This window comes from Arthrobacter sp. TJ-178, from assembly GCF_058269275.1.
Map to the genome: position 1 here is coordinate 158,029 of NZ_JBZCNK010000001.1, position 23,889 is coordinate 181,917.

Here is a 23,889-nt window from a genome sequence, read left to right on the forward strand (position 1 = left end):
TCGGTGTTCTACTTCATCCTCAAAAGAGCGGTGACCTCGTTCTTTATCCTTCTCGCCGCCACGGTGCTGATGTTCGTCCTGGCCGTCAACTCGGGCGATCCCCTCGCTGACCTCATCGAACTGCAGAGCGCCGAACGCGAGTCCCGCATCGCCCAGCGAACGGCCGCACTGCACCTCGACCAGCCCGTTGCCGCGCGTTATCTGCTCTGGCTGCAGGAAGTGGGCCGCTGCATCATTCCCGGCGGATCCGAGTGCACGCTCGGGCTTAACCGTGCCGGCAGCCCGGTGCTCGAGCAGCTGCAGACTGCCATGGGGTCCACTTTCCGCCTCGTCGTCGTTGCTACCCTGATCGCCCTCGTCCTCGGTGTCGCCGTCGGTCTGGTCACGGCCCTTCGCCAGTACAGTGTTTTTGACTACTCCATTACCTTTGTCGCCTTCCTGCTCTTCTCCATGCCGCTGTTCTGGCTCTCCACGCTGCTCAAGCAGTACATGGCGATTGATCTGAACACCTGGCTGGCCGATCCACAAATGTCCTATCTGGGCATAGCCGCTGTGGGCCTCGTAGCCGGCGTCGTCGCGGCCGTGGCTCTCGGCGGCGACAGAAAACGACATCTGCGTGTCTTCGCCATCGTTGCCGTTGCCACCTCGGTCCTGTTCTACCTGCTGCTGGTCTTCAACTGGTTCAAAACTCCAGGTCTGGGACCCATCGGCCTCCTGATCACAGCTTTCGGCCTGGCACTCGGCATCACCGCCATGCTGGCCGGCTTCCGCCGCCGCCGGATCGTCTACGCAGCCCTCGCCACAGCGGCGGTTGGCTACGTCGGTTATCTGGTGACCCAACCGCTCATGCAGGATCCCAACTGGGGCATTATTGCGGGCCTCACCGCGCTGACCCTCGTCGTTTCGCTGGCCATCGGTCACTTTGTGGGCGGGCCCTATGCCAAGCAGACCCGCAACCTGACCGCAGTCATCGGGTTGGCTATCGGGTTCTTTGTGTTCATCGATGCACTGCTGGGTGCCTACCCGTCGCTCGCCCGCAAAAACGGCGGCCGGCCCATTCCCACCACGGGATCCTCGACACCGAACCTGAAGGGCACTTTCTGGGAGATCAACCTGGACTACGCCCTGTACCTGATCCTGCCCACCATCGCGATCATGCTGATTTCCTTTGCCACCTACACCCGCTACACCCGGGCCAGCATGCTCGAGGTGATGAACCAGGACTATGTCCGCACGGCGCGGGCCAAGGGCTTGAGCGAGCGGACGGTGGTCGTCAAGCACGCATTCCGCAACGCGATGATCCCCATCACCACCCTGATGGCGTTCGACTTCGCCGGAGTGTTGGGCGGAGCCGTTATTACCGAGGCTGTCTTCGGCTGGAGCGGAATGGGACGCCTGTTCACGGAGGGCCTGCATGACGTGGACCCCAACGTGATCATGGCCTTCTTCCTCGTGACCGGCGTGGCCGCGGTGACCTTCAACATGCTGGCCGACATCGCGTACGCGTTCCTCGACCCGCGCATTAGCCTGAACTGATCGGCGGAAGACATGACTGAAAAAATACCGTCCGGAACCCCGGGCAGCAGCCCGGAACTGACGAGCATGACTCTGGAGAGCCAGAGGACGGACATCGCTGATGCGCCCGCAACCCAAGCCGTAATTGCCGATCCGCAGATCACCGCCGCGAAGAGCCAGGGCCAACTGGTCCGGGAACGGTTCTTCCGCCATAAAGGCGCCCTCGGCGGCCTGACCGGACTGGTCTTCATCCTGCTTCTCTCCTTCACCTCCATCGGGATTTCCGTAGGCCCGCTGCACATCCCCGGCTGGTGGCCGCACACCTTCTCCTCCGTCATGGAGCTGGAAGACGGCGGTTCACCCACCATCTCCTGGACCGGGTTGGGCAACCATCCCTTCGGCCAGGACACTTTGGGCCGCGACTACTTTGCCATGACCATGCGCGGTGCCCAGATCTCCCTGATCATCGCTTTCGTCGTGGGAATCGTGGGAACAGTCGTGGGAACCGTCATTGGCGCACTCGCCGGGTACTTCCGGGGAATCACCGAGGCCATCCTGATGCGTCTGACCGACGTCATCATCACCATCCCCCTGCTGGTGGTAGCCGCCGTGCTGGCCAGCATCGTGTCCGACTTCGGCATCATTGTCTTTGCCGTCTTCCTGGGCCTGCTGACCTGGACGAACCTGGCACGCATCGTCCGCGGCGAATTCCTCTCCCTTCGGGAAAAGGAATTTGTCGAGGCGGCCAAATCCGTGGGCGCCAGCTCCCGCCGAATCATTTTCAAGCACATCCTGCCCAACACCGTTGGGGTCATCATCGTGTCCGCAACCCTGGCAATCTCGAGTGCGATCCTGCTGGAAACCGCACTGAGCTTCCTGGGTCTCGGAGTGCAGCCGCCGGACACCTCCCTGGGCAAGCTCATCAATGAGAACCGGGCCGCCATGACCACCCGTCCGTGGCTCTTCTTCTGGCCCGGCATCTTTATCGTGGCCATCGCCCTTACCGTCAACTTCATCGGTGACGGCCTCCGGGATGCGTTTGATCCCCGACAGACAAGGAAAAAGTAATGAGTTCGGCACCCCTGTACAGCGACGTCACTTCACCGGCGGGTACCGCTCCGATTCTTGAAGTATCGGGCCTGGGCGTCGACTTCAACGTGGACAACAAATGGGTGATGGCGGCCGAGGACGTGTCCTTCACCGTCAGCCCGGGCGAGATTTTGGCCATCGTGGGCGAATCCGGTTCCGGAAAAAGCATGTCGTCCATGGCCCTGCTGGGGCTCCTGCCCGGAAACGGGCGCTCCAAGGGCAGCGCAAAACTGCAGGGCAAGGAGCTCATCGGAGCTCCGCAGTCGGCACTGCGGAAAATCCGCGGCAATGACATTGCCATGATTTTCCAGGAACCCATGACTGCCCTGAATCCGGTGCTCACCGTAGGCGAGCAAATCAAGGAGATCATCGAACAGCACACGGATGCGTCTCCGGCCCAGGCGAAGGAACGGGCCATCGAACTGCTGCGGATGGTGGAAATCCCCGAGCCGGATAAGCGCTACGGCTCGTACCCCCACCAGTTCTCCGGCGGCCAGCGCCAGCGGGCCATGATTGCCATCGCGATTGCCAACGACCCCATCCTGCTGGTGGCGGACGAACCCACGACGGCCCTGGATGTGACTGTTCAGGCTGAAGTCCTGGAGTTGCTCCGGAACCTCAACAAGCGCCTGAACAGTGCGGTCATGCTGATTACCCATGACATGGGCGTCGTGGCCGACCTCGCTGACAAAGTGGTGGTCATGGAGAAGGGCCGCATTGTCGAAGCCGCCCCCGTGGCGGAACTCTTCAGCAATCCGCGGGAAGAATACACCCGCCAGCTGCTGGCCGCCGTGCCGCACCTGGGGTCCGTCGTCGGCGGAGTCCTGTCCGCCGTCGAGGTGGAGGATGACGGTTCACTGCAGATAAGCGAGGCTCCCCGTGCCGTCATGCGTGAGTCCGTGGACCTTACGACTCCGGACACAGGCGTTGTCCCGGCCCTGCAGCTGTCGGGCGTTTCCATCGAGTATCCCGGCCGTTTCCGGCAGCCGGCCTTCAAAGCGGTCTCCGACGTTTCCTTTGTGATCAATCCGGGCGAAGTCATGGGTCTGGTGGGTGAATCGGGCTCGGGCAAGTCAACCATTGCCCGGGCTGTGACCGGGCTCCTGCCGGTCAGCGCCGGCAGCGTGGACATCAACGGCACCAACATTGCCGGGCTTTCTCCCAAGAAAATGCTGCCGCTGCGCCGGAAGTTCGCCATTGTCTTCCAGGACCCGGCGGCTTCCCTGAACCCGCGCATGTCCATCGGTGAATCCATCGGCGAGCCCCTGTTCCTGCATGAAAAGCTCTCGCAGAAGGATCTGGACCACCGGGTGGAGGGCCTGCTGGATGATGTCCAGCTGCCCACCAGTTTCCGTAACCGGTACCCGCATGAGCTCTCCGGCGGGCAGCGGCAGCGCGTGGGCATTGCCCGCGCGCTCTCGCTGCGCCCGTCGCTGCTCGTAGCCGATGAGCCCACCTCCGCACTGGACGTCTCGGTCCAGGCCCGGGTTCTGGCACTGCTGCAGGATCTGCAGCAGCAGTACGGCTTTGCCTGCCTGTTCGTCAGCCACGACCTTGCCGTGGTGGAGATTCTGGCCAGCCACATTGCCGTGCTGAACAAGGGCGTCATGGTGGAGCAGGGATCCACGGAACAGGTGCTGCGGTATCCGCAGGACCCGTACACGCGCCGCCTGCTGGCGGCGGCGCCCGTGCCGGACCCGGCGGAGCAGGCCCTGCGCCGCGAACAGCGCAACGCCCTCATGGCCGCGGGCAGCTGAGTCCGGCAGAAAACCCCGAGCCGCGGTCCGCCAGGGCCGCGGTTTAGGTTGTCGGGCTCACCCTGTGGGACACTGGAGGGCAGAACTTTCAGCAAATCGAAGGAGGCAGCTATGAGCAAGCGTGCACGCAAGCGTCGTGACCGTAAGCGCGGCGGCGCCAATCACGGTAAGCGTCCCAACACTTAAGTCTTGGACTAACCGTGTGGCCCATCGCCACTAAAGGAAGAACCCCCGGAGCCTTACGGCCGCCGGGGGTTCTTTTTTGCTGTCCTGTTAGTGGTCAGCGGTTTGGATCTGGCTGATCCTGGCCAAGATGCTGGCCTTCAGCGTTTCCGGAGCAGCTTCAGTGCAGGAGCGCTTAACAACCGACCGGATGACGCATTCAAGATCGTGTTCCTCGGCGCATTCGGGACACCCGTCGAGGTGCTCTTTGATTTCCACGATGTCCTCGTGGGACAAGGCACCGTCCAGATACTCATAGAGCCGTTCGATGCGGGCGTCCTCGCAATCACCCAGGCTTTGGCAATCGCTCATTGTGTGTTCCCCTGTTTCTTGTTTTGGCCGGCTCCGGCGGCGGCAGGTGCTGCCTTGCCGCGGATGCCGCGTTCATGTGCATATTCGGCCAACAGCTCACGGAGCATTTTGCGGCCCCGGTGCAGGCGTGACATTACGGTCCCAATGGGAGTGTTCATGATTTCGGAGATTTCCTTGTACGCAAATCCCTCCACATCGGAGAAATAAACGGCCAAACGGAATTCTTCCGGAATGGACTGCAGGGCATTCTTCACATCTGAATCCGGGAGATGGTCCAGGGCCACTGCTTCGGCGGAGCGAAGCCCGGAAGAGCTGTGCTCAGCGGCGCGCGCCAGCTGCCAGTCCTCAACGCCGTCGGAGTTGGCCTGCAGCGGTTCGCGCTGGCGCTTCCGGTACAGGTTGATATAAGTGTTCGTCAGGATCCGGTACAGCCACGCCTTCAGGTTTGTGCCCGGACGGTACTGGTGGAACGCGGAGAAAGCCTTGGTGTAGGCCTCCTGGACCAGGTCCTCGGCGTCCGAGGGATTGCGGGCCATTCGCATGGCAGCCGAGTAGAGCTGATCCACATACTGCATGGCATCGCGCTCAAAGCGTATTTTGCGGGCCTCTTCCGATTCGGAAGCGACATCCAGTTCGGAGTCTTCCACTTGGGGGCTGCCTTCCGGCGCATCAGTTCTCATCACCTCCAAGTCTACGGTGCGAGGGGCTGGTGATACCCGCAGCTGAACGGAAGACGCCGCAGCCTCCGGCTGCGCGTCTGCCAAGACCATGGCACCTGGCACGTTTACTCCTTACTGCTCCGCGGGTCCCGTTGCCGGGACTGCGCTGTCAACACGCTCTCCACAGTCTTCGCGGTTCCATCGAACGCAGCATCCGCCCGATCCAGCGGCGGACAACATCCGGTATTCCCTTACGTTCCGAAGAATGCCTTACACTCCCCCCAACGCCGTAACAGGGGAGCTTATTCCACGCGCTTCCTTTGGGACGTCCGCTTCTGCGTAAGGTGTGCACTCTGCGTAAAAGTGCCAGACTAGGAGTATTCTGCCCGGCTATTCCGAGACCGGGCAGCAAACAGGAGGCCAATATGTCGATTGTCCGTTTACTCGCCCGCCCGCTGCTTGCCACCGGTTTCATTGCCGCTGGCGTTGACCGCCTGCGCGATTCCGACCAGACTGCAGAACAGCTCCGCCCCGTACTGAAGCGCGCCGGCTCCATGGTCCCCTCCGCTGCCGCCGTAACCGATAACCCCCAGCTTGTTGCCAAGGCACTGGGCGCCACCCAGGTGGGCGCCGGCGCCCTTCTGGCCCTGGGCAAGCTCCCCCGCCTCTCCGGCCTGCTGCTGGCCGGCACCGCCGTGCTGAACGCGGTGGTCGAATACAAGAACGCGGAAACCGACACGAACGACGAGCGCAAGGCCCGCCGCGCGGCTCTTCTGAAGAACCTCTCGCTGATCGGCGCTGTCCTGCTGGTAGCCGTGGACACCAACGGCCGCCCCGGCCTTGCCTGGCGTGCCGGCCACCTTGCCGATGACACCCGCCGCAGCGTTTCCTCGCTCGGCAAGGACGCCGGCCGCAAGTCACGCTCGGTCAAGAAGGACGCCGCCAAGCAGCTCAAGAAGGCCAACAAGGCCGTCCGCACCACCGCAGCCGGGATCGCGGGCTCCTAGTTCCATGCCCTCCCCCGCCGCACCGCAGACAGTTTCCCCCTGGCCCGCTCCCCGGGTCACCGCCCCGCTGAACGCCGACGTCCGCGTCCCCGGTTCCAAGTCCCTGACCAACAGGTACCTGGTCCTGGCGGCGCTGGCCGACGGCCCCAGCAGGCTCCGGGCGCCTCTCCATTCCCGCGACACCGCCCTGATGGTCCAGTCCCTTCGGACCTTGGGCGCCACGGTCACGGAGGTCGACGGCGACGGCGCCTTCGGGCCGGACCTTGAGGTCCGGCCGATGGAGCAGGGAGGCACCTCCGGGGCCGGGATTGACTGCGGTCTGGCGGGGACGGTCATGCGGTTTGTACCGCCCCTGGCCGCACTGAAGAACGGCAGCACCGATTTCGACGGCGACCCGCACGCGCGGCTGCGCCCCATGTCCGCCATCATCGACGCCCTGCGCGGCCTGGGGGTGGCAGTGCACGACGACGGTGCGGGCGCACTTCCGTTCACCGTGGCCGGAACCGGGGAAGTCGCCGGCGGACGCCTTGAAATCGACGCCGGTGCTTCCTCCCAATTTGTCTCAGCCCTGCTGCTGTCCGGTGCGCGCTTCCGGGACGGCCTGCATCTGGTCCACACCGGATCGTCGGTGCCCAGCCGGGAACACATCGGCATGACGGTGCAGGTCCTGCGCGGCGCGGGCGTGGAGGTGGATGACTCCGTCCCCAATGAATGGCGTGTGGCCCCGGGACCCATCCGCGCGTTCGACGTGGAAATTGAACCCGATCTGTCCAATGCCGGCCCTTTCCTGGCTGCCGCCCTTGTAGCCGGCGGAACCGTGCGCATGGCCGGCTGGCCGGAGCACACCACCCAGGTGGGCGACCGCTGGCGGGACATCCTTCCCCGCCTTGGCGGCACCGTCACCCTGTCCGGGGGCACGCTGACGGTTTCCGGGACCGGACGCATTACCGGAGCCGATCTGGCCGACACCAGCGAACTGGCGCCCACGGTGGCCGCTCTCTGCGCCCTCGCCGACTCCCCCTCAACGCTCACCGGCATTGCCCACCTCCGCGGACACGAGACCGACCGCCTCGCTGCCCTCGCCGCCGAAATCACCCGGCTGGGCGGTGATGCACGGGAGACCGCGGACGGCTTGGCCATCCGGCCCGCCCAGCTGCACGGCGGAACCTTCGCAACCTACGCGGACCACCGGATGGCAACAGCCGGGGCGCTCATCGGCCTGGCAGTCCCGGACGTTTTCGTCCAGGACATCGGCGCCACAGCCAAGACCCTGCCGCAGTTCCCGCAGCTGTGGCGCGAACTCGCCGACTCGTCCGGCCTGCCCTCCGAAGCACACCAGGACGGAGGTGTCCGCTGATGGCCCGCTCCACTGACAGCTGGGATGAATCGGACGTCCGGATCCGGCCCAACAAAAAGGGCTCACGCCCCCGGACCAAGGACCGGCCCGCCTATGACGAGGCAGTCACCGGGCGGATCATTACCGTGGACCGCGGCCGCTACACCGCCGTCGTCGACGAGGACACGCCCACCGAACGCATTGTTACGGCAGCCCGCGCACGCGAACTGCGCCGGAACCCCGTTGTTGCAGGCGACCTGGTGTCGCTGGTCGGAGATGTCTCCGGCGGACCGGACACCCTCGCCCGGCTCGTGCGCATCCAGGACCGCCGCACGCTGCTGCGCCGCAGCGCCGATGACACCGATCCGGTGGAACGCGCCGTGGTGGCCAACGCGGACCAGCTGGTGATCGTGGTGGCCGCCGCCAACCCCGAACCGCGCACCGGGTTCATTGACCGTGCCCTCGTGGCGGCCTACGACGCCGGCATTTCGCCGCTGCTGTGCATCACCAAGGCCGATATCAAGGATCCCGCCGAACTGCTCGCCAACTACGAGCACCTGGATTTGGATGTCATCATCAGCCGCACCGCCGCGGACGACGCCTCCGGCATTGACGCCCGGTCCGACGACGGTTTGTCCGCCCGCCTGCAGGGCGACGCCGTTCAGCAGCTGCATCACCACCTCGAGGGCAAGGTGTCCGTCCTGGTGGGCCACTCCGGCGTCGGCAAGTCCACCCTGGTCAATGCGCTGACCGGCTCGGACCGCGCTACCGGCGGCGTCAACGCGGTAACAGGCCGCGGACGCCACACATCTTCCTCCGCCCTGGCGCTGAAAGTCCTGGATGCCCCGTCCGGCAGCTGGATCATCGACACCCCGGGCATCCGGTCCTTTGGCCTGGCGCACGTGGACCCCGACCGCATCCTGCAGGCCTTCCCGGATCTTGCTCCGGGAACGGACGCCTGCGAACGCGGCTGCCGGCACGATGACCAGGCCAAGAACTGCGGGCTGGATCCGTGGGTTGAGTCCGGCCAGGCGGGAGCGGCTGGTCCGGCGCGTTTGGCCTCCCTGCGCCGGTTGCTGAGCTCCGGTACGCGCACAGAGAACCGGGCGTCCGCCAAGGAGCTCGGCGCCCAGTGAGGTCCGGAAGAACCGTCTCAGGGCCGGGCCGCTCCCCCAAAGCGGCGCCGCAGTGCTTCACCGGCCCGGCAAACGTGGGCAGTGCCCGCCGAATAAGGATAAGTTGAACAGTATGCCGTTCGCTCAGAATTACAACGATGACCTTCGACTCGCCCATGTCATGGCCGACTCCGTGGATGACCAGACAATGTCGCGCTTCAAGGCCCTGGACCTCAAGGTGGAAACCAAGCCGGACCTGACCCCCGTCACCGACGCGGACAAGGCGGCCGAGGATGCCATCCGCGGGCAGCTCTCGCGTGCCCGTCCCCGTGACGCGGTGACCGGCGAAGAGTTCGGCTCCACCGGAAACGGACCGCGCCGCTGGGTCATCGATCCCATCGACGGCACCAAGAACTTCATCCGCGGCGTCCCCGTCTGGGCCACCCTCATCTCACTGGTGGACGACGGCGTTCCCGTCCTCGGCGTGGTCAGCGCACCCGCCCTCGGAAAACGCTGGTGGGCTGCCACGGGAACCGGCGCCTATATGGGCCGCTCCCTCGCATCCGCCACCCGGCTCCGCGTTTCCAACGTCTCCAACCTCGCTGACGCTTCCCTCTCCTACTCCAGCCTCGGCGGCTGGAAGGAACGCGGGAACCTGGACGAGTTCATCGGCCTGACCGAATCGGTATGGCGCACCCGGGCGTACGGAGACTTCTGGTCCTATTGCATGGTTGCCGAAGGCGCCGTGGACATTGCCTGCGAGCCGGAGCTGAACCTGTATGACATGGCTGCCCTGGTGCCGATCATCACCGAGGCCGGCGGCCGCTTCACGTCGCTGGAAGGCGAGGACGGCCCGTTTGGCGGCAACGCCCTGGCCACCAACGGCGCACTCCACAGTGACGTGCTTCGCCACCTGAATCCCGGTCTGGACGACCTGCTCTAGCCGTGGCCCGCTCTGCCTCCGGCCCCCGCCTGGAAACCGTGCGCCGCCGCGAACTTGCGCGCAGCTACGAGGACGGCGGGGAGCATTATGACCGCATCCGGCCCGGGTACCCCGCCGACGCCGTCCGCTGGCTGTTTGCCGGCAGCCGCACCGCCGATCTTCGGCCGGCAGCAGGCAAGCCGCTCCAGGTGGCGGACATTGGCGCCGGAACGGGCAAGTACACGCGTTCCCTGATCGAAGCCGGATACCAGGCCACCGCCGTCGACCCCTCCGCCGATATGCTCCGGCAGCTGCAGCAGATGCTGCCCGGAGTTCCGGTTCGCGTGGGAACTGCAGAGGACACCGGCCTTCCCACCGCCTCGATGGATGCCGCCACTGTGGCCCAGGCATGGCACTGGTGTGATCCCCTCGCGGCCAGCACCGAGCTGGCGCGGGTCCTGCGCCCCGGCGGCATCCTCGGGCTGATCTGGAACCAGCTCGACGTCAGCGTGCCTTGGGTCCACCGCTATTCACGGATCATCCACGCCGGTGACGTCCTGCGCCCGGGGTTCCGCCCCGCCGTCGGGCCCGAGTTCATGCCCGACGATTCTCACGTCACGCGCTGGTCCCAGCAGATGACGCCCGAAGACCTGATGGAGCTGGCCAAATCCCGCTCCTATTACCTGTCGGCAACAGAACCCGTTCGGGACAAGGTCATGGCAAACCTGACCTGGTACCTCTTTGAGCATCTGGGTCACCAGCCCGAAGAGCCCCTGGAACTGCCCTACCTCACGCTTTCCTGGCGGATGGTGCCAACCGGGGCTTCGGACCTGTAACCTGATGCTCCGGCCCCCGAAGGGGCCCGCATGGATCCAGGCACACTCTCTGCTGCGGAACAGGGGCATTACGTGGTCACCTTCGGAATTGAAGAAGAATTCCTGCTCGTCGACCCGGTCACCGCGCTGCCCAGTGCCCGCGCCGAGGAGCTGATCCACACCCTGGCTCCCGGCGACGGCAGCAGCTTTACCAGCTCTGCGGAGCTGCTGGCCTGCCAGGTCGAAAGCTCCACGCCCGTCTGTGCCGAACCGGACGAGGCCCTGGCTTCGCTGCTTGAATTCCGCTCCCGGCTCGCCGGAGCCGCCGCGGCGGCCGGGCTCGCTGTGGCTCCCACCGGGGCGGCCCCGACGGTTGCGGCCAGCCCTGCCGTGGTGAGCGGCACGGAACGCTACCAGCACATGGGTGTCATGACCGGTGCCGTCTCGGATGAGCACTACGTGAACGGCACACACATCCACGTTGAGGTCCCCAGCCGCGACCGGGGCATCCAGGTCCTGAACCGCCTGCGCCCCTGGCTGGCCACCCTGGGCGCCATCAGCACCAATTCCCCATATTGGCTGGGGCGTGACAGCAGGTTTGCGAGCTGGCGGCTCATCCAGTACCGCCGCTGGTCCGTGCAGGGCACTCCGCCCTATTTTTCCGACGCCGCGGATTACGAAGCGCGGCTTGCCCGCCTGATAGCCACCGACGTCGTGCTTGATCAGGGCCATGTCGGATGGATCGCCCGCCTGTCCCACACCTATCCCACCGTCGAGGTCCGGGTGGCGGACACGCAGCTGGAAGCCCGGGACGCCGTGCTGCTGGCCCTGATGACCCGGGGGCTGGTGACAACTGCCCTTGCCGAGGACGATGCAACTGTTCAGGGCAGCCCCGACACGCTCAGCGAACCGGAAATTCTGGACGCCGGGCTCTGGCAGGCGGCCCGCTTTGGCCTGAGCGGGAACCTGCTGGACCACGGTGCCGGCGGCGGCCACGCCGGACGAACTGCGGCGCAGCAGGTGGGCGCCCTGGTGGACTACATCCGCCCCGCGTTGGAGGAATCAGGGGATTATCGGTATGTCCGCGCCGGGGTGGCTCACGTGCTGGATGTGGGCACCGGAGCGCGGCGGCAGCGCGAGGCAGTTCGCTCAGGCGGGTTTGCTGCCCTCAAGCCCCTGTTCGAACGGTCCCTTACGGCCTCCTAGGCGAAGGTCAGCTACCCGTCCTCGAACCGTGAAATATCCATGATCCGTGCTTCCCAGGGCCGCAGCCAATGAGGTTCTCCGGGCTCCTCATAGTTGCCCAGGATGAGGTCTCCGACACCCAGATCGGTCGGGATTTCGAGGTTTCCGCCCGAGACATTGCACTCCACCAGGAACTGCTGGTCTCCGAGGCTCCGGCGGAACGCGTACAGCACCTCATGTTCGGGATGCAGCAGGTGAAAGTCGCCAAGGGCCACCACGGGAGACTGATGCCGCAGGCTGATCAGCTTTTGGTAATAGCGGTAGATGGATTTCTCAGCGGCGCGGTCCTTTTCCGCATTGATCCGGCTGGAATTCGAATTCACCGGAATCCACGGTGTGCCAGTGGTAAACCCGGCGTTTTCCCCGCCGTTCCACTGCATGGGGGTTCGTGCGTTGTCGCGGCTCATTGCCGCCAGCGCCTGCAGCGCTGCTTCCTCTCCCCAGCCGCGGCTCAGCGCGTCCGTATAGAAGTTGAGCGACTCCACATCCCGGTACTGGTCGATGGAGGTGAAATTGGCGTTGGTCATGCCGATTTCCTCGCCCTGATAGACGTAGGGCGTTCCGCGGTGCAGATGCAGCAGCGTGGCCCAGAGCGTTGCCGATTCGTACCGGTACTGCCCGTCATCCCCGAACCGGGACACGTGCCGCGGCTGGTCATGGTTCCCCAGGTAAAGGCTGTTCCAGCCCTTGTCCGCCAGTCCCCGCTGCCACCGGTTCCAGCTGGTCTTGAGGTCTGTCAGATTCAGCGGATGGTAGTCCCACTTGTTCCCCGGGCTCTGATCCAGGCTGACGTGCTCAAACTGGAACACCATGTCCAGCTCTCCGCGGTGCGGGTCCGTGTACAGCAGCGCCTGGTCCACTGTTGCACCTGGTGTCTCCCCCACCGTCAGGTAGTCGCCGCTGCGGTCAGCAAACACCGCACTGCGCATTTCCTGCAGGAATTCGTGGATCCGCGGACCCGAGGTGAAGTGCGGTGATCCGTCTCCCCACACCCCGCCGGGTTCCACCACTCCGTCCGGCAGCAGCGGATCTTTGGAAATGAAGTTGATGACGTCCATCCGGAATCCGTCCACGCCCCGATCAATCCACCAGTTCATCATTGCGTAAACCCTGGCGCGTACCCGGGGATTCTCCCAGAACAGGTCCGGCTGCTGGGGAGTAAAAAGATGAAGATAATACTGCTGGGTTTTCGGATCATAGGTCCAGGCCGACCCGCCAAAGTGGGATCCCCAGTTGTTGGGTTCGGCCCCGGGCTCACCGGGCTCAAACCCCTCCCGGGCATCGCGCCACCAGTACGCGTCGCGTTCAGCACTGTCGCGCGAACGTGCGGCGCTGATGAACGCCGGGTGCTCACTGGAGGTGTGGTTCACCACCAGATCCATGATGAGTTTCATGCCGCGGGAATGAATCCCCTCCAGCAGTTCATCAAAGTCCGCCTCGGAACCGAACAGGGCATCAATGCGCCGGTAATCGCTGATGTCGTAGCCGTTGTCGAACTGCGGCGACTGGTGAACCGGGGACAGCCAAATGACATCCGCACCCAATTCCGCGATATGGTCCAGCTTTGCCGTGATCCCTGCCAGGTCGCCGGTGCCGCTTCCGGTGCTGTCCGCGAAACTGCGCGGATAGATCTGATAGACGACGGCGTTGGTCCACCACGCCGGCTGTTCGGGATCCCTCACGGCGGCCCCTCTCGCTCAGCCCGGCGAAACCGGGCGCGACCCGCCGCTGACCGGACGGGATTGCGAGCATAATACGTCTCCTGCGCGAGTCAGGACAGGGGTATCGGGCACACTTCCCCGGTAGCCAACCGGTCCTGCCCGTTTCCTTGCCAGTGTCTTGGGAGCGTCATTAGTGTGGGCGCTACTTCGCCAGAGCCCAACCTGTGTGAGGTAGACGTTTTCTGGATCCCAATCGTTTGGAGACACTGCCATGGCAACATTGACCGTTTGGAAATTCCCGGATGCAGGAGCTGCCGAACAGGCAACCGAAACCCTTGATTCCCTGCAGTCGCAGGGTCTCATTAGCGTGCAGGATGAGGCTTACGTCACCTGGCCTCAGGATAAGAAAAAGCCCCGGACCGTTCAGGAACACCATCTGGTTGGTGCAGGGGCTCTCGGCGGCGGGTTCTGGGGCCTGCTTTTTGGACTGATTTTCTTTGTTCCGCTGCTGGGCCTGGTGGTTGGCGCTGCCGCAGGGGCCATCTCGGGTTCCATGGTGGACATCGGGATTGACGACAACTTCATCAAGCAGGTCCGCGACGAAGTGACCCCGGGGTCCTCGGCCCTGTTCGTCCTCAGCTCGGACGCCGTGGAGGATCGTGTTCTGGACGCTTTCCGCAGCAGCTTCCCTGATGCCAAGCTGATCTACACCAACCTCTCCAAGGAGCAGGAAGCCAACCTGCGGCAGGCCTTCGCGGACTAGCAGCACCGCACCGCTTCGGCCTGGTGCCGGTGCACAGGCCACTGGAGGCCGGACCGTCCCGCCGGGGATGGTCCGGCCTCCAGCTGTGCGCGGCTTGATGCCGGGGCCAGATGCCCGCAAACCGGCTGAGCCGCCGGAGGGCGTGCCGAGTCCCGTATCGTTAATGGGGATGATTACCAGACGCCAAGCAGCACTTGCCCTCGATATCCCCGTTGAAATGGCCACCCGCCACGGAATTCCCGCCCGCCTCTCCGAAGAGGAGCTGGCCCGGATGCAGGCGGATCCCCCGGCCTGGCTGGTTCAGTCCCGAGCCAACAGGACAGGAAAACGGCCCATCTGGACCGAGCTGGTGTGCACTGTGTGCGGCTACTCGGAGAGCGCCCGTCCCAAGAAGTGGTGGCCCGAGTTCGCGTTCCTTGCCTGCGCCGACCATGCCCTTTCCGAGCTTCCGGAAGTACCTGCCGGACACGTACGCGGCGAGTACGACGGCATTGGCACCCGTTTTGTGGGTTACGTCCATGTCCCGGCAGACCAGGTGCCGGGACGTTCGGATGCTCCGGAGGATCACTAGGCGCTCCGACAGCCGCCGGCGCTGAAGCTTTGGCCGGATGTAAAAAAACCAGGCGTGCTGTGAGCACGCCTGGTTTTTTTACACCTGAGTTTGGAGCCTAGCTCCCGGGAATGGCCAGCCCGGTGCGTGCCATGGCGTCCTTGTAGGCAATCCGCATGGTGGCGAGGCCTTCCTCCTGGCGTTCAGCGGTGGCGCCGAAGGCCCGGCCGTCAACGGAGCGGGCCTTGTAGATCTTGAAGCTGCGCCGGTAAATCATCCGGTTCTCGGTCTTGAGGAAAGCGGCACACAGCCGCTGGGCCTCGGTGCCGTGGGCAACAATGACGGAGGCACGCGGCACCAGGGCGAGGAAGCGCAGCAGGGGCTTGAGCCCCTCCTGGATCTGTTCCTTGGTCAGCTTGCCGTTCGGCTCCCCCGGGACGTACCACGGGTAGGTGTTCCACGGCATGACGTACTCGGGGCGCAGGCCCACCTGCCAGTGCACTCCCAGAAGGCGGGCCACGGCGTCGTCGTCTCCGGCGGTAATGAAACCGGACTTGTGGGCCGTGCCGATGTTGGAGAACAGGCTCACAATGCGGGTCTCTCCCACGTCGTGCATCGGATCAACGTAGGGCACCTCTGTGCCGGGCTTCAGTGCTTTCAGCGAATCGCAGAGCTGATTGACTTCAGCCACGTTGTCGTCGTAGCGACGGTTCCAGATCTCTTCGGACTGTGTTCCATGGTCCAGGCTTTGCATAAAGTGGTGCGTCTCCTACAGGGTCGTATCGACCGGTTATAGCTCATGTGCCCGGACGGAGCACGTACGGGCGGATGCTGCCGAACCCGCAGCGCCGGTACGCGGCGGTTTTCACGGATCCGCCTAAAGCGGTAGGCCGGATGCGGTTCCTGCAACAGGTTTCCGGCTCCTGCCAGTCTAGCAATTCCTGCTGCCCCTCCTCCGCCCCTGTCCTGAAGACGGCCCGAATATGCGCGGCCATGTGACCAACGCCTCCACCGGGGCAGTACCCCGAAGGGCGGCCCGTCAGGCCGGGACGGCGGCAGCGGGAAACAGTGAAGTTAAACGAAAAGCAGGGAAGAAGCCAAAAGGCTTCTTCCCTGCTTTTCGTTTTATGGGTGGAGATGGGGGGAATTGAACCCCCGTCCGATGTCGTGTTGTCAGGGCTTCTCCGGGCGCAGTCTGCGGTGGATTTTCTCGGCCCCAGCTGTCATGCAGACAAGCAGCTGATCCGGGCCCAGCCGTTTAAGAGTCCCGAACACGCCAACGGCGAGCATGTTCAGCAGTGGCCCTCTAAATGACGCCAGGGTCCGGGACGAGAGCATTCCCGGTCTGACGGACTATGCCCGCTGCTTAGGCAGCGAGAGCGAAGTCAGTGCGCTTTGAATCGGCACTTATTGTTTTACAAGGAGCGTTTACGAGATAACCCTGTATCCTCGGCCCGCTTCACCTGTCTCGACTAACACCGTCGAAACCTGTCATCCCCAATGTATGGGTAACCCATATGTACTTATCAAGAACCGGTCCGTTAGCCGCACCGGTGCGTTAAGTGTAGCCCATCGCCGGACCCGGCGCGGATTGGCTGCTGCTCAGGCGCCGCGGTTCTTCTCCCGCATATCACGCAGGGCTTCGCGGTTGTCCTGCTTTTCACGCAGCGTCTGTCGCTTGTCATAGTCGCGCTTACCGCGTGCGACGGCGATTTCCACCTTCGCGCGGCCGTCCAGGAAGTACAGCTGGAGCGGAACGATAGTGAAACCGGATTCCCGGATCTTCTGCGAGATCTTATCCAGCTGCTCGCGGTGCAGAAGAAGCTTGCGGCGCCTGCGGGCCGAATGGTTGGTCCAGCTGCCGTTGAGGTATTCCGGAATGTAAGCAGCCTCAAGCCACAGCTCATCGTTGTAGAAGGTACCGAAGCCGTCCACCAGGGACGCCCGGCCTTCCCGCAGGGACTTGACCTCGGTCCCCATCAAGACCATGCCGGCCTCATACGTATCGAGGATTTCGTAGTTGTGCCGGGCCTTGCGGTTGGTGGCCACAACTTTACGGCCACTTTCTTTAGGCACGGGACAGCTCCTTTTCGACGAACGGAAAACTCTATTGTAGGCCTAGAGCAGGCCCATGGGGTCAACCAGCTCACCGTTGAGCACCGTTTCAAAGTGCAGGTGGCAGCCGGTGGAGTTGCCCGTGGTGCCCACATAACCGATCAGCTGCCCGGCTTCCACCCACTGTCCCGGGGAGACCACAAACTTGGTCAGATGGTAGTAGTTTGTTGCCAGCGCACTGTTTCCGATCACGCCGTGGTTCAGGACCACGCGGTTGCCGGTGCCGATCATGCCGTCCGCCTGGCCCTGGTCTGCGCGCCAGACCTGACCGGAGGCCGGTGCGTACACGGGAGCGCCGCAGCCGGGGGCGAAGTCGATGCCGGAGTGCAGGTATCCGCCGGTGCCGTAGAAGTCGATGGTGCCCGCCGGCGTGGCCCGCCAGCCGAATCCGGAAGAAATGGGGGCCTGCACGGGCCGGCTCAAGCCGAACGCCGAAGGATTGGTGGGTTTGGTCGATGCAACTTCCGGTACTGGCGCGGGCCTGTTGTTGCGGGCGGCCTCTTCAGCTGCACGCCTGTTTTCCTCCGCAATGCGGGCCTCTTCAGCCTTCCTAGCCTCTTCAAGCAGGCGGCGCTGTTGTTCCGCGATGTCCGCCGTTGCCTGGGCCTTCGCTGTTTCCAGCGACGCGAGCTGGGCCTGGATCGCCGGCTTCTTGGCCTCCAGGGCGGCGTTCGCCGCAGCAGTCTGCTCGATCAGCGTATCCACCTTGGCCTTTTCCGCGGCAGCCGCGTCCCGGGCCTGCTGTTCCGCTTTCAGGGCTTCTTCGGCCTGCCCCTTGAGCGTGGAGATTTCCTCTTCCACAGCTGCCAGGCGTGCCTCGGAATTCACATTCGTGGCGCTTTGCTGGGAAAGCTGCTGCATGGTGGCGTTCTGTCCGCGGAGGACCTGTTCCGCCAGTCCCATGGAGTCGGTGAGGCTGTCCGCCCCGTCTGCGCCAAGCATCAGCGAGAAGCTCGACGGTACGCCGCCGCTCTTGTAGGCCTGCGCCGCAATTTGGCCGATGACCTGCTGCGTGTCCTTTATGGCGGCCTGGTCCTTCTCAATCTGCGTCGAGATCGTGCTGCGCGTTTCCTGCGCCAGAGCCACCCGGTCCGTCAGTGCGCTGACCTTGCCCACGGCGGCGGAGACACGGCCTTCGGCGTCTGCAAGTGCCTGCTGAGCTCCGGGGAGCTGCTGCTGGTAAACCGCCAGCTCTGCAACCTTCCGGCTGGATTCGGCGTCGAGGTACTCGTAGGTTTCCTGAACTTTTTGCTGTTCGCTTTCGATGGCTGCCTTGCGGTCATCAAGCTCATCTGCGGACGCGGTTCCGCTGAATGCCAGCGTCAGGGCAAGCACGGCTGAAGCAACCACGCCGGCCGAGGTTTTGCGCAGGGCAGGCCGCTGCGCCGGCGGCATGCCCGCGTTAGTCATTGATGCAACCATCCATGGAAATCCGTCCGCTTTCTTTGAGAGTGAGCAACACTCTAAACCTTTAAGTACCGTCGGAGGGTCAGCAGAGAGGATACACCTGCCATTAAGGCCCCAACAATAAGTAGAAGCGGGCTAAGCACCAGTACCTGCTGAGCTGAAATGAACGCCGTTGCCGGGTAGGCCTTCGCCAATGCACCGATAAAGAAGTGTGCCACTGCCCACAGCGTACCCGATGCCAGCACGGCGCCAATGACGGCGGCGATAACGCCTTCCAAGACAAAGGGCAGCTGGATCACCGCTTTCGACGCTCCCACCAGACGCATGATTCCGGTCTCACGGCGGCGGCTGAATGCTGACAGGCGAATGGTGGTGGCAATCAGCAGGATGGCGCACACCAGCATTACGCCGGCAATAATCAGTGCGATCAGCGACGCCATATTCATGAAGGAGAAAACTTTCTCCAGGAGTTCACGCTGGTCACTGACGGTTTCCACACCGGGCATCGATGAGAAGGCTTCGTGAATCACTTCGTATTTTTCCGGGTCCACCAGCGAAACGCGGAAGGATTCGGGCAGCTGGTCCGCGGTGACCGAATCAACCAGCGGGGAGTTTGCGAACTGCTCCCGGAAGTGACCCAGCGCGGTTGCCTGGTCCTCGTAATCAACCGAGGCAATGTACTGGGTAAACTCCGGGGACTTCAGCTCCCCTTCAATGGCATCACGCTGTTCATCTGTGACGGGACCGGCGGCGCAGGAGGCCGTGGTGGAGGAATCCGCGCACAGGAAGACCGCCACCTGGACTTTGTCATACCAGTAGCCCTTCATCTGCCCGATCTGCAGCTGCAGCAGTCCGGCCGCGCCCACGAAGGTAAGGGATACAAAGGTCACCAGGATGACCGAGACCACCATCGAGAGGTTGCGCCGGATCCCGGACCCGATCTCACCGAGGACGAATGCGAGCCTCATTCGGCTGCTCCCGTTCCGGCCGTGCGGCTGCCGTCAGCCGAGGGAGCGGCGTCAGGCGGGCGGACGCCGTCGTCGTCGGATGCGGTCACTGTTTCCTGCAGAATCACTGCCCCCTGCTGAGTCTGGGGCGCGCCCAGGTAAATGCCTTCGCGCTCGTCGCGCACGATCTTGCCGTGGTGGAGTTCGACGACCCGCTTGCGCATCGCGTTGACGATGTCGTCATCGTGCGTGGCCATGACCACGGTGGTGCCGTTCTGGTTGATTCGGTCCAGGATCTTCATGATGCCCTGCGAGGTGGTGGGGTCCAGGTTTCCGGTGGGCTCGTCCGCCAGGAGGATCGAGGGCTTGTTGACGATGGCGCGGGCAATCGCGACGCGCTGCTGCTCACCGCCGGAAAGCTCGTGGGGCAGGCGGTTGCCCTTGCCTTCCAGGCCCACAGTCTTGAGGACCTCGGGCACGGAGTCGCGGATCACCGCCCGGCTGCGTCCGATCACCTGCATGGCAAAGGCCACGTTGGCGAAAACGGTCTTGTTGGGCAGCAGGCGGAAGTCCTGGAAAACGACGCCGATGCCCCGGCGCAGGCGCGGCACGCGCCAGCTGGGAATCTTGGCAACGTTGGATCCGGCTACGTACACGGTCCCGCGGGAGGCATGCTCTTCCTTGAGGATCAGCCGTATGAAGGTGGACTTTCCTGAACCCGAAGCTCCCACCAGGAACACGAACTCGCCCCGGTCCACTTCGAGGTTTACGGAGTTCAGGGCAGGCCTGGATTTGCGGTCATAGACCTTGGTGACGTTATCGAAAGTGATCATGTCCGCTTCGCGCCCATCAGTGCAGCCGGAGCACGGGCCTTGGTTTGGGATGAGGGCACCGGCTGTTCGACTATATCGGCGCTTCAACGCGCCGGAGCAGATTAGGTCCGGTGTGTCGCAGGCCCGCTGCCGCCGCTTTGCCTCCGGCTGCCGGAGGGCAGGCGCAGCCCTGCCGTAGAATCGGTACTCGTGCCCACATCCCCCTCCGCCAGCCCGACCACTGCACCCGACCAGGCTTCCGCGGTATCCGGCGCTGCAGACAGCGGCGGAAAGACGCGCATCTCCGGCCATGCCCGCCCCGCCGCTTCAGCGGGAAAGCCTGCCCGGTTCCGCCCTGACATCCAGGGCCTTCGGGCACTCGCCGTCGGGCTTGTTGTGTTTTACCACATGTGGCCGGACGTCCTGCCGGGCGGATTCGTGGGCGTTGACGTCTTCTTTGTCATTTCCGGATACCTGATCGTGGGATCGCTGGTCCGCGAACTGACCCGGACCGGAACCATCGGTCTCCTCTCCTTCTACGGGCGCCGGATCCGCCGGCTCCTTCCGGCGGCGGCATCCGTGCTCCTGGCCACCCTGGCCGCAACCATGCTGATCTTCCCCGAAGGCAGATGGCAGGGGGTCGCCCGGGACACCGTGGCGTCCAGCCTGAACGTGCAGAACTGGAATCAGGCCGTCAACAGCACCAGCTATGCCGGTGCAACCTCCGCGGTTTCGCCGCTGCAGCATTACTGGTCCCTGGCCGTTGAAGAGCAGTTCTACCTCTTCATTCCGGTTCTGCTCCTTGCTGTTGCCGGGATCCTGCGGGCACTGGGACGAAAAACCGGCAGGGCGACGGCGGCGCTGGCCGCAATTGGTGCAGTCACCGCAGCGTCCTTCCTCCATTCGGTGCTTTTCTCGGCCTCCTCCCCCGATCTCGCCTATTTCTTTACCACCACCCGAATCTGGGAACTGGGCCTGGGCGGCATCCTGGCGGTGGCATCTGCCGGCCGGAACCTCCCGCAGCGGCTTTCGACGGCGGCAGGCTGGCTTGGACTGGCAATGATCTGCTTTGCGGCCGCCGTGTTCAGCACGAGCATGGCGTTTCCGGGCTGGATCGCGCTGGTCCCCACCGTGGGTGCCGCGCTGTGCATCGCTGCGGGAAACACCCCCGGCGCCGGATGGCGCAACGCGTCCCGGTGGCAGTCGCTTCGCCCCGTTACCTACGTGGGCGATATTTCCTATTCCCTGTATTTATGGCACTGGCCCGTCACCGTGTTCGGAGTCTTCCTGCTTGGATCGGCTCCCGGACCGCTGGCCGGCGCCGCCCTCATTGCCGTCAGCGTTGGCGCGGCAGCATTGTCCACGCGATTTATTGAAAAGCCGTTCCGGACCTTCGGTGCCTCTGCGTCCGGGTTTGCCTCCTCCCGCGGACGGCACGGAGCACCTCGGCCCGCTTACCGTGCCGTCTATGTGCTCGCGGGCGTATTGATTGCCGTGCCGGTTGCTGCCTCCGCGGTTCCCTATCTGGCGGTGCAGCAGAAGATTGATGCCCTGTCGCAGGAGAACGATTCCGGCTCCTACCCCGGTGCCATGGCCTTTGACTCCGCCAATCCTGCACTGGTTCCATCCGGCATGCCGCTGCGCCCTGACGCAGGTGCGGCCACCATGGACCAGCCGGACGTGAATCCCCAGTGCCTCAAGTACGACCCCGCAGTGATCGATTATTCCGACTGCGTCTACGGGGATACGGAGGCCCAGAAGAGCATCGTCCTTGTGGGAGATTCCCATGCTGGCCAGTTCGTGTCACCGCTGGACATCGCCGCGAAGGAAGCCGGATACCGGCTGTACATCATGACCCGCATCGGCTGCCCGTTCAGCGCCGAGCCTCTGCACAGCGACTCGCGCGTCTATGAGAACTGCTCCTCGCAGAACTCGGGGACCGTTCAGGACCTGCTGGAGATGAAGCCCGATCTGGTGGTCACCACTGCCATGCGGCCGGGCGGCTACAAAGATACCCTCGGCTGGACCTGGAACACGCAGGCGGATGCCGTGAACGGTTATTCGAAGCTGCTGGAGCCGCTGGACAAGGCCGGAATACCGGTGGGCGTCATAGGCGACATCCCCTATCCCGAATTCAGCGCGCCCGAGTGCGTAGTGAAAGAGAAGGACCCGGCAGAGTGCGCCGTGGACCGCTCGGACCACGCGTCGCAGGCGGACCCGCTGCTGACAGCTGCAGGCAAACTGGCGAACAGCCGGCCGGTGGACCTGACGGATTACTTCTGCGACGAGACGAAGTGCCCGTCAGTCATTGGCAATGTCCTGGTCTACCGCGACAACCACATCACCAACACGTTCGCGCAGACGCTGACTACTCCGCTTCAGGCCGGGCTGGGGCTGTAAGACCCCTGCCCGGCGGGCGGTCTTTACTTGCGGGCGGAGCTGCTTGCGGGCGGTCTTTACTTGCGGGCGGAGACGCTGCCGTTGGCACGCCAGCGGATGCCGGCGTCGATGAAATCGTCAATCTCGCCGTCGAACACTGCTGAGGTGTTTCCCACTTCATGTTCCGTGCGCAGGTCCTTTACCATCTGGTACGGGTTCAGGACGTAGGAGCGCATCTGGTCGCCCCAGGAAGCCTTCACGTCACCGGCGAAGGCCTTCTTCTCGGCGTCTTCCTGTTCCTTCTTCAGGATCAGCAGGCGTGACTGCAGCACGCGCATGGCGGCGGCGCGGTTCTGCAGCTGCGACTTTTCGTTCTGCATGGACACCACAGTTCCGGTGGGAAGGTGGGTCAGGCGCACGGCGGAGTCGGTGGTGTTCACGGACTGCCCGCCCGGACCCGAGGAGCGGAACACGTCCACGCGGATGTCGTTGTCCGGAATATCAATGTGGTCAGTGGGTTCGATCAGGGGAATGACTTCCACAGCCGCAAACGAGGTCTGCCGGCGGCCCTGGTTGTCGAACGGGCTGATGCGGACCAGGCGGTGCGTGCCGGCTTCCACCACCAGGGTGCCGAAGGCGTAGGGAGCCTTGACCTCGAAGGTGGCCGATTTCAGGCCGGCTTCTTCGGCATAGGACGTGTCCAGGACCGTGGTCGGATAGCCGTGGCGTTCGGCCCAGCGCAGGTACATGCGCAGCAGCATTTCGGCGAAGTCTGCCGCGTCCACTCCCCCGGCTCCGGAGCGGATGGTCACGACGGCCTCGCGGGCGTCGTACTCGCCGGAGAGCAGGGTGACCACTTCCAGCTGGGACAGCGACTTGCGCAGGGATTCCAGTTCGGTGACCGCTTCGGCCTTGGTCTCGGCGTCGGATTCGTCCTGTGCGAGCTCCACCATGACCTCAAGGTCATCGATCCGGGACCGGATCTTCTCCAGGCGCTCCAGCTCCGTCTGGCGGTGCGACAGCTTGGAGGTGATCTTCTGCGCTTCGGCAGGGTCATCCCAGAGGTCGGGAACTCCCGCCATTTCGCTGAGCTCTTCGATGTCCTCTTTGATCTTGGCTACATCGGAGACCTCCTCGATGGAAGCAAAAGTGGACCTGAGGGCGCGGATCTCCGCGGGAAAATCAATTTCAGCCATGGTGCTTACAGCCTACGCCATGAGCCGTGGCCGGTGCTTTCCGAGTGTCCCGGGGGTGCCCGCGG

Annotated in this window: 22 protein-coding genes and 1 other RNA gene; 13 read left to right on the forward strand and 10 right to left on the reverse strand. The window is 64.1% G+C overall.

Annotated features, from left to right (window positions below; all coding sequences use genetic code 11):
- Positions 1 to 3 precede the first annotated feature (3 nt).
- The 4 genes from AC4D2Q_RS00720 to AC4D2Q_RS00735 all read left to right on the forward strand — a co-directional run bounded on the left by AC4D2Q_RS00720 (position 4) and on the right by AC4D2Q_RS00735 (position 4,547).
- Positions 4 to 1,536: an ABC transporter permease gene (locus tag AC4D2Q_RS00720; protein WP_490944234.1), complete on the forward strand. Its 1,533-nt coding sequence runs from the start codon at positions 4 to 6 to the stop codon at positions 1,534 to 1,536.
- Positions 1,537 to 1,548: 12 nt separating this feature from the next.
- A complete protein-coding gene (locus AC4D2Q_RS00725; protein ID WP_490944236.1) occupies positions 1,549 to 2,583 on the forward strand; it encodes an ABC transporter permease in 1,035 nt (344 codons plus the stop codon).
- Entirely contained in the window at positions 2,583 to 4,361 is a 1,779-nt protein-coding gene (locus AC4D2Q_RS00730; RefSeq protein ID WP_490944238.1) for a dipeptide ABC transporter ATP-binding protein, read from the forward strand. Before AC4D2Q_RS00725 ends, AC4D2Q_RS00730 begins: the two co-directional genes overlap by 1 nt.
- A 111-nt stretch (positions 4,362 to 4,472) precedes the next feature.
- A complete protein-coding gene (locus AC4D2Q_RS00735; protein WP_369299106.1) occupies positions 4,473 to 4,547 on the forward strand; it encodes a 50S ribosomal protein bL37 in 75 nt (24 codons plus the stop codon).
- A gap of 87 nt (positions 4,548 to 4,634) precedes the next feature.
- Here AC4D2Q_RS00735 and rsrA read toward each other — a convergent pair whose 3' ends face one another.
- Together rsrA and AC4D2Q_RS00745 are read right to left on the reverse strand one after the other, a co-directional pair.
- Positions 4,635 to 4,895 (reverse strand): mycothiol system anti-sigma-R factor, encoded by a 261-nt coding sequence (gene rsrA / locus AC4D2Q_RS00740; RefSeq protein ID WP_490926675.1) that lies wholly within the window; start codon positions 4,893 to 4,895, stop codon positions 4,635 to 4,637.
- Positions 4,892 to 5,665, reverse strand: a complete 774-nt coding sequence (locus AC4D2Q_RS00745; protein ID WP_490944240.1) for a sigma-70 family RNA polymerase sigma factor — start codon at positions 5,663 to 5,665, stop codon at positions 4,892 to 4,894. The genes rsrA and AC4D2Q_RS00745 overlap by 4 nt, the downstream gene beginning before the upstream one ends.
- Positions 5,666 to 5,979: 314 nt before the next feature.
- On the opposite strand from AC4D2Q_RS00745, the gene AC4D2Q_RS00750 reads away from it, so the two are divergent.
- The 6 genes from AC4D2Q_RS00750 to AC4D2Q_RS00775 all read left to right on the forward strand — a co-directional run bounded on the left by AC4D2Q_RS00750 (position 5,980) and on the right by AC4D2Q_RS00775 (position 11,955).
- Complete coding sequence (locus AC4D2Q_RS00750; protein WP_490926673.1) at positions 5,980 to 6,561, forward strand: DoxX family protein; 582 nt, start codon at positions 5,980 to 5,982, stop codon at positions 6,559 to 6,561.
- A gap of 4 nt (positions 6,562 to 6,565) precedes the next feature.
- Positions 6,566 to 7,918, forward strand: a complete 1,353-nt coding sequence (gene aroA / locus AC4D2Q_RS00755) for a 3-phosphoshikimate 1-carboxyvinyltransferase (RefSeq protein WP_490944242.1) — start codon at positions 6,566 to 6,568, stop codon at positions 7,916 to 7,918.
- A complete protein-coding gene (rsgA, locus tag AC4D2Q_RS00760; RefSeq protein WP_490944244.1) occupies positions 7,918 to 9,033 on the forward strand; it encodes a ribosome small subunit-dependent GTPase A in 1,116 nt (371 codons plus the stop codon). The genes aroA and rsgA overlap by 1 nt, the downstream gene beginning before the upstream one ends.
- 112 nt (positions 9,034 to 9,145) lie before the next feature.
- Positions 9,146 to 9,955, forward strand: a complete 810-nt coding sequence (gene hisN / locus AC4D2Q_RS00765) for a histidinol-phosphatase (protein ID WP_490926670.1) — start codon at positions 9,146 to 9,148, stop codon at positions 9,953 to 9,955.
- A 2-nt stretch (positions 9,956 to 9,957) separates the two neighbouring features.
- Positions 9,958 to 10,770, forward strand: a complete 813-nt coding sequence (locus AC4D2Q_RS00770) for a class I SAM-dependent methyltransferase (protein ID WP_490944246.1) — start codon at positions 9,958 to 9,960, stop codon at positions 10,768 to 10,770.
- Between the two features lie 30 nt (positions 10,771 to 10,800).
- The gene (locus tag AC4D2Q_RS00775; RefSeq protein ID WP_490944248.1) at positions 10,801 to 11,955 is read left to right on the forward strand and encodes a carboxylate-amine ligase; all 1,155 of its coding nucleotides are present in this window, start codon (positions 10,801 to 10,803) and stop codon (positions 11,953 to 11,955) included.
- An 11-nt stretch (positions 11,956 to 11,966) separates the two neighbouring features.
- Here the strand turns inward: AC4D2Q_RS00775 and AC4D2Q_RS00780 are convergent, their stop codons facing one another.
- Positions 11,967 to 13,676, reverse strand: coding sequence for a glycoside hydrolase family 13 protein (locus AC4D2Q_RS00780; RefSeq protein WP_490944250.1), 1,710 nt, complete (start codon positions 13,674 to 13,676; stop codon positions 11,967 to 11,969).
- A gap of 250 nt (positions 13,677 to 13,926) precedes the next feature.
- Between AC4D2Q_RS00780 and AC4D2Q_RS00785 the strand changes: the two genes are divergently transcribed.
- A complete protein-coding gene (locus AC4D2Q_RS00785) occupies positions 13,927 to 14,418 on the forward strand; it encodes a DUF1269 domain-containing protein (protein ID WP_490926666.1) in 492 nt (163 codons plus the stop codon).
- A gap of 169 nt (positions 14,419 to 14,587) precedes the next feature.
- Entirely contained in the window at positions 14,588 to 14,989 is a 402-nt protein-coding gene (locus AC4D2Q_RS00790) for a hypothetical protein (RefSeq protein WP_490926665.1), read from the forward strand.
- A gap of 97 nt (positions 14,990 to 15,086) precedes the next feature.
- Here AC4D2Q_RS00790 and AC4D2Q_RS00795 read toward each other — a convergent pair whose 3' ends face one another.
- The 6 genes from AC4D2Q_RS00795 to ftsE all read right to left on the reverse strand — a co-directional run bounded on the left by AC4D2Q_RS00795 (position 15,087) and on the right by ftsE (position 20,270).
- Entirely contained in the window at positions 15,087 to 15,722 is a 636-nt protein-coding gene (locus AC4D2Q_RS00795; protein ID WP_400931602.1) for a uracil-DNA glycosylase family protein, read from the reverse strand.
- Positions 15,723 to 16,097: 375 nt separating this feature from the next.
- Positions 16,098 to 16,467, reverse strand: a transfer-messenger RNA (tmRNA) gene (ssrA, locus tag AC4D2Q_RS00800).
- Positions 16,468 to 16,570: 103 nt separating this feature from the next.
- Positions 16,571 to 17,044, reverse strand: coding sequence for an SsrA-binding protein SmpB (gene smpB, locus AC4D2Q_RS00805; RefSeq protein ID WP_400931600.1), 474 nt, complete (start codon positions 17,042 to 17,044; stop codon positions 16,571 to 16,573).
- Between the two features lie 42 nt (positions 17,045 to 17,086).
- Positions 17,087 to 18,493, reverse strand: coding sequence for a peptidoglycan DD-metalloendopeptidase family protein (locus AC4D2Q_RS00810; protein WP_490944252.1), 1,407 nt, complete (start codon positions 18,491 to 18,493; stop codon positions 17,087 to 17,089).
- Between the two features lie 53 nt (positions 18,494 to 18,546).
- On the reverse strand, positions 18,547 to 19,458 hold the full coding sequence (gene ftsX, locus AC4D2Q_RS00815) for a permease-like cell division protein FtsX (protein ID WP_490944254.1): 912 nt from the start codon (positions 19,456 to 19,458) through the stop codon (positions 18,547 to 18,549).
- Positions 19,455 to 20,270, reverse strand: coding sequence for a cell division ATP-binding protein FtsE (gene ftsE / locus AC4D2Q_RS00820; RefSeq protein WP_490944256.1), 816 nt, complete (start codon positions 20,268 to 20,270; stop codon positions 19,455 to 19,457). Before ftsE ends, ftsX begins: the two co-directional genes overlap by 4 nt.
- Before the next feature lie 189 nt (positions 20,271 to 20,459).
- On the opposite strand from ftsE, the gene AC4D2Q_RS00825 reads away from it, so the two are divergent.
- Positions 20,460 to 22,649, forward strand: a complete 2,190-nt coding sequence (locus tag AC4D2Q_RS00825) for an acyltransferase family protein (RefSeq protein ID WP_490944259.1) — start codon at positions 20,460 to 20,462, stop codon at positions 22,647 to 22,649.
- Between the two features lie 56 nt (positions 22,650 to 22,705).
- Here the strand turns inward: AC4D2Q_RS00825 and prfB are convergent, their stop codons facing one another.
- Positions 22,706 to 23,824 (reverse strand): peptide chain release factor 2, encoded by a 1,119-nt coding sequence (prfB, locus tag AC4D2Q_RS00830; protein ID WP_490944260.1) that lies wholly within the window; start codon positions 23,822 to 23,824, stop codon positions 22,706 to 22,708.
- Positions 23,825 to 23,889: the final 65 nt, after the last annotated feature.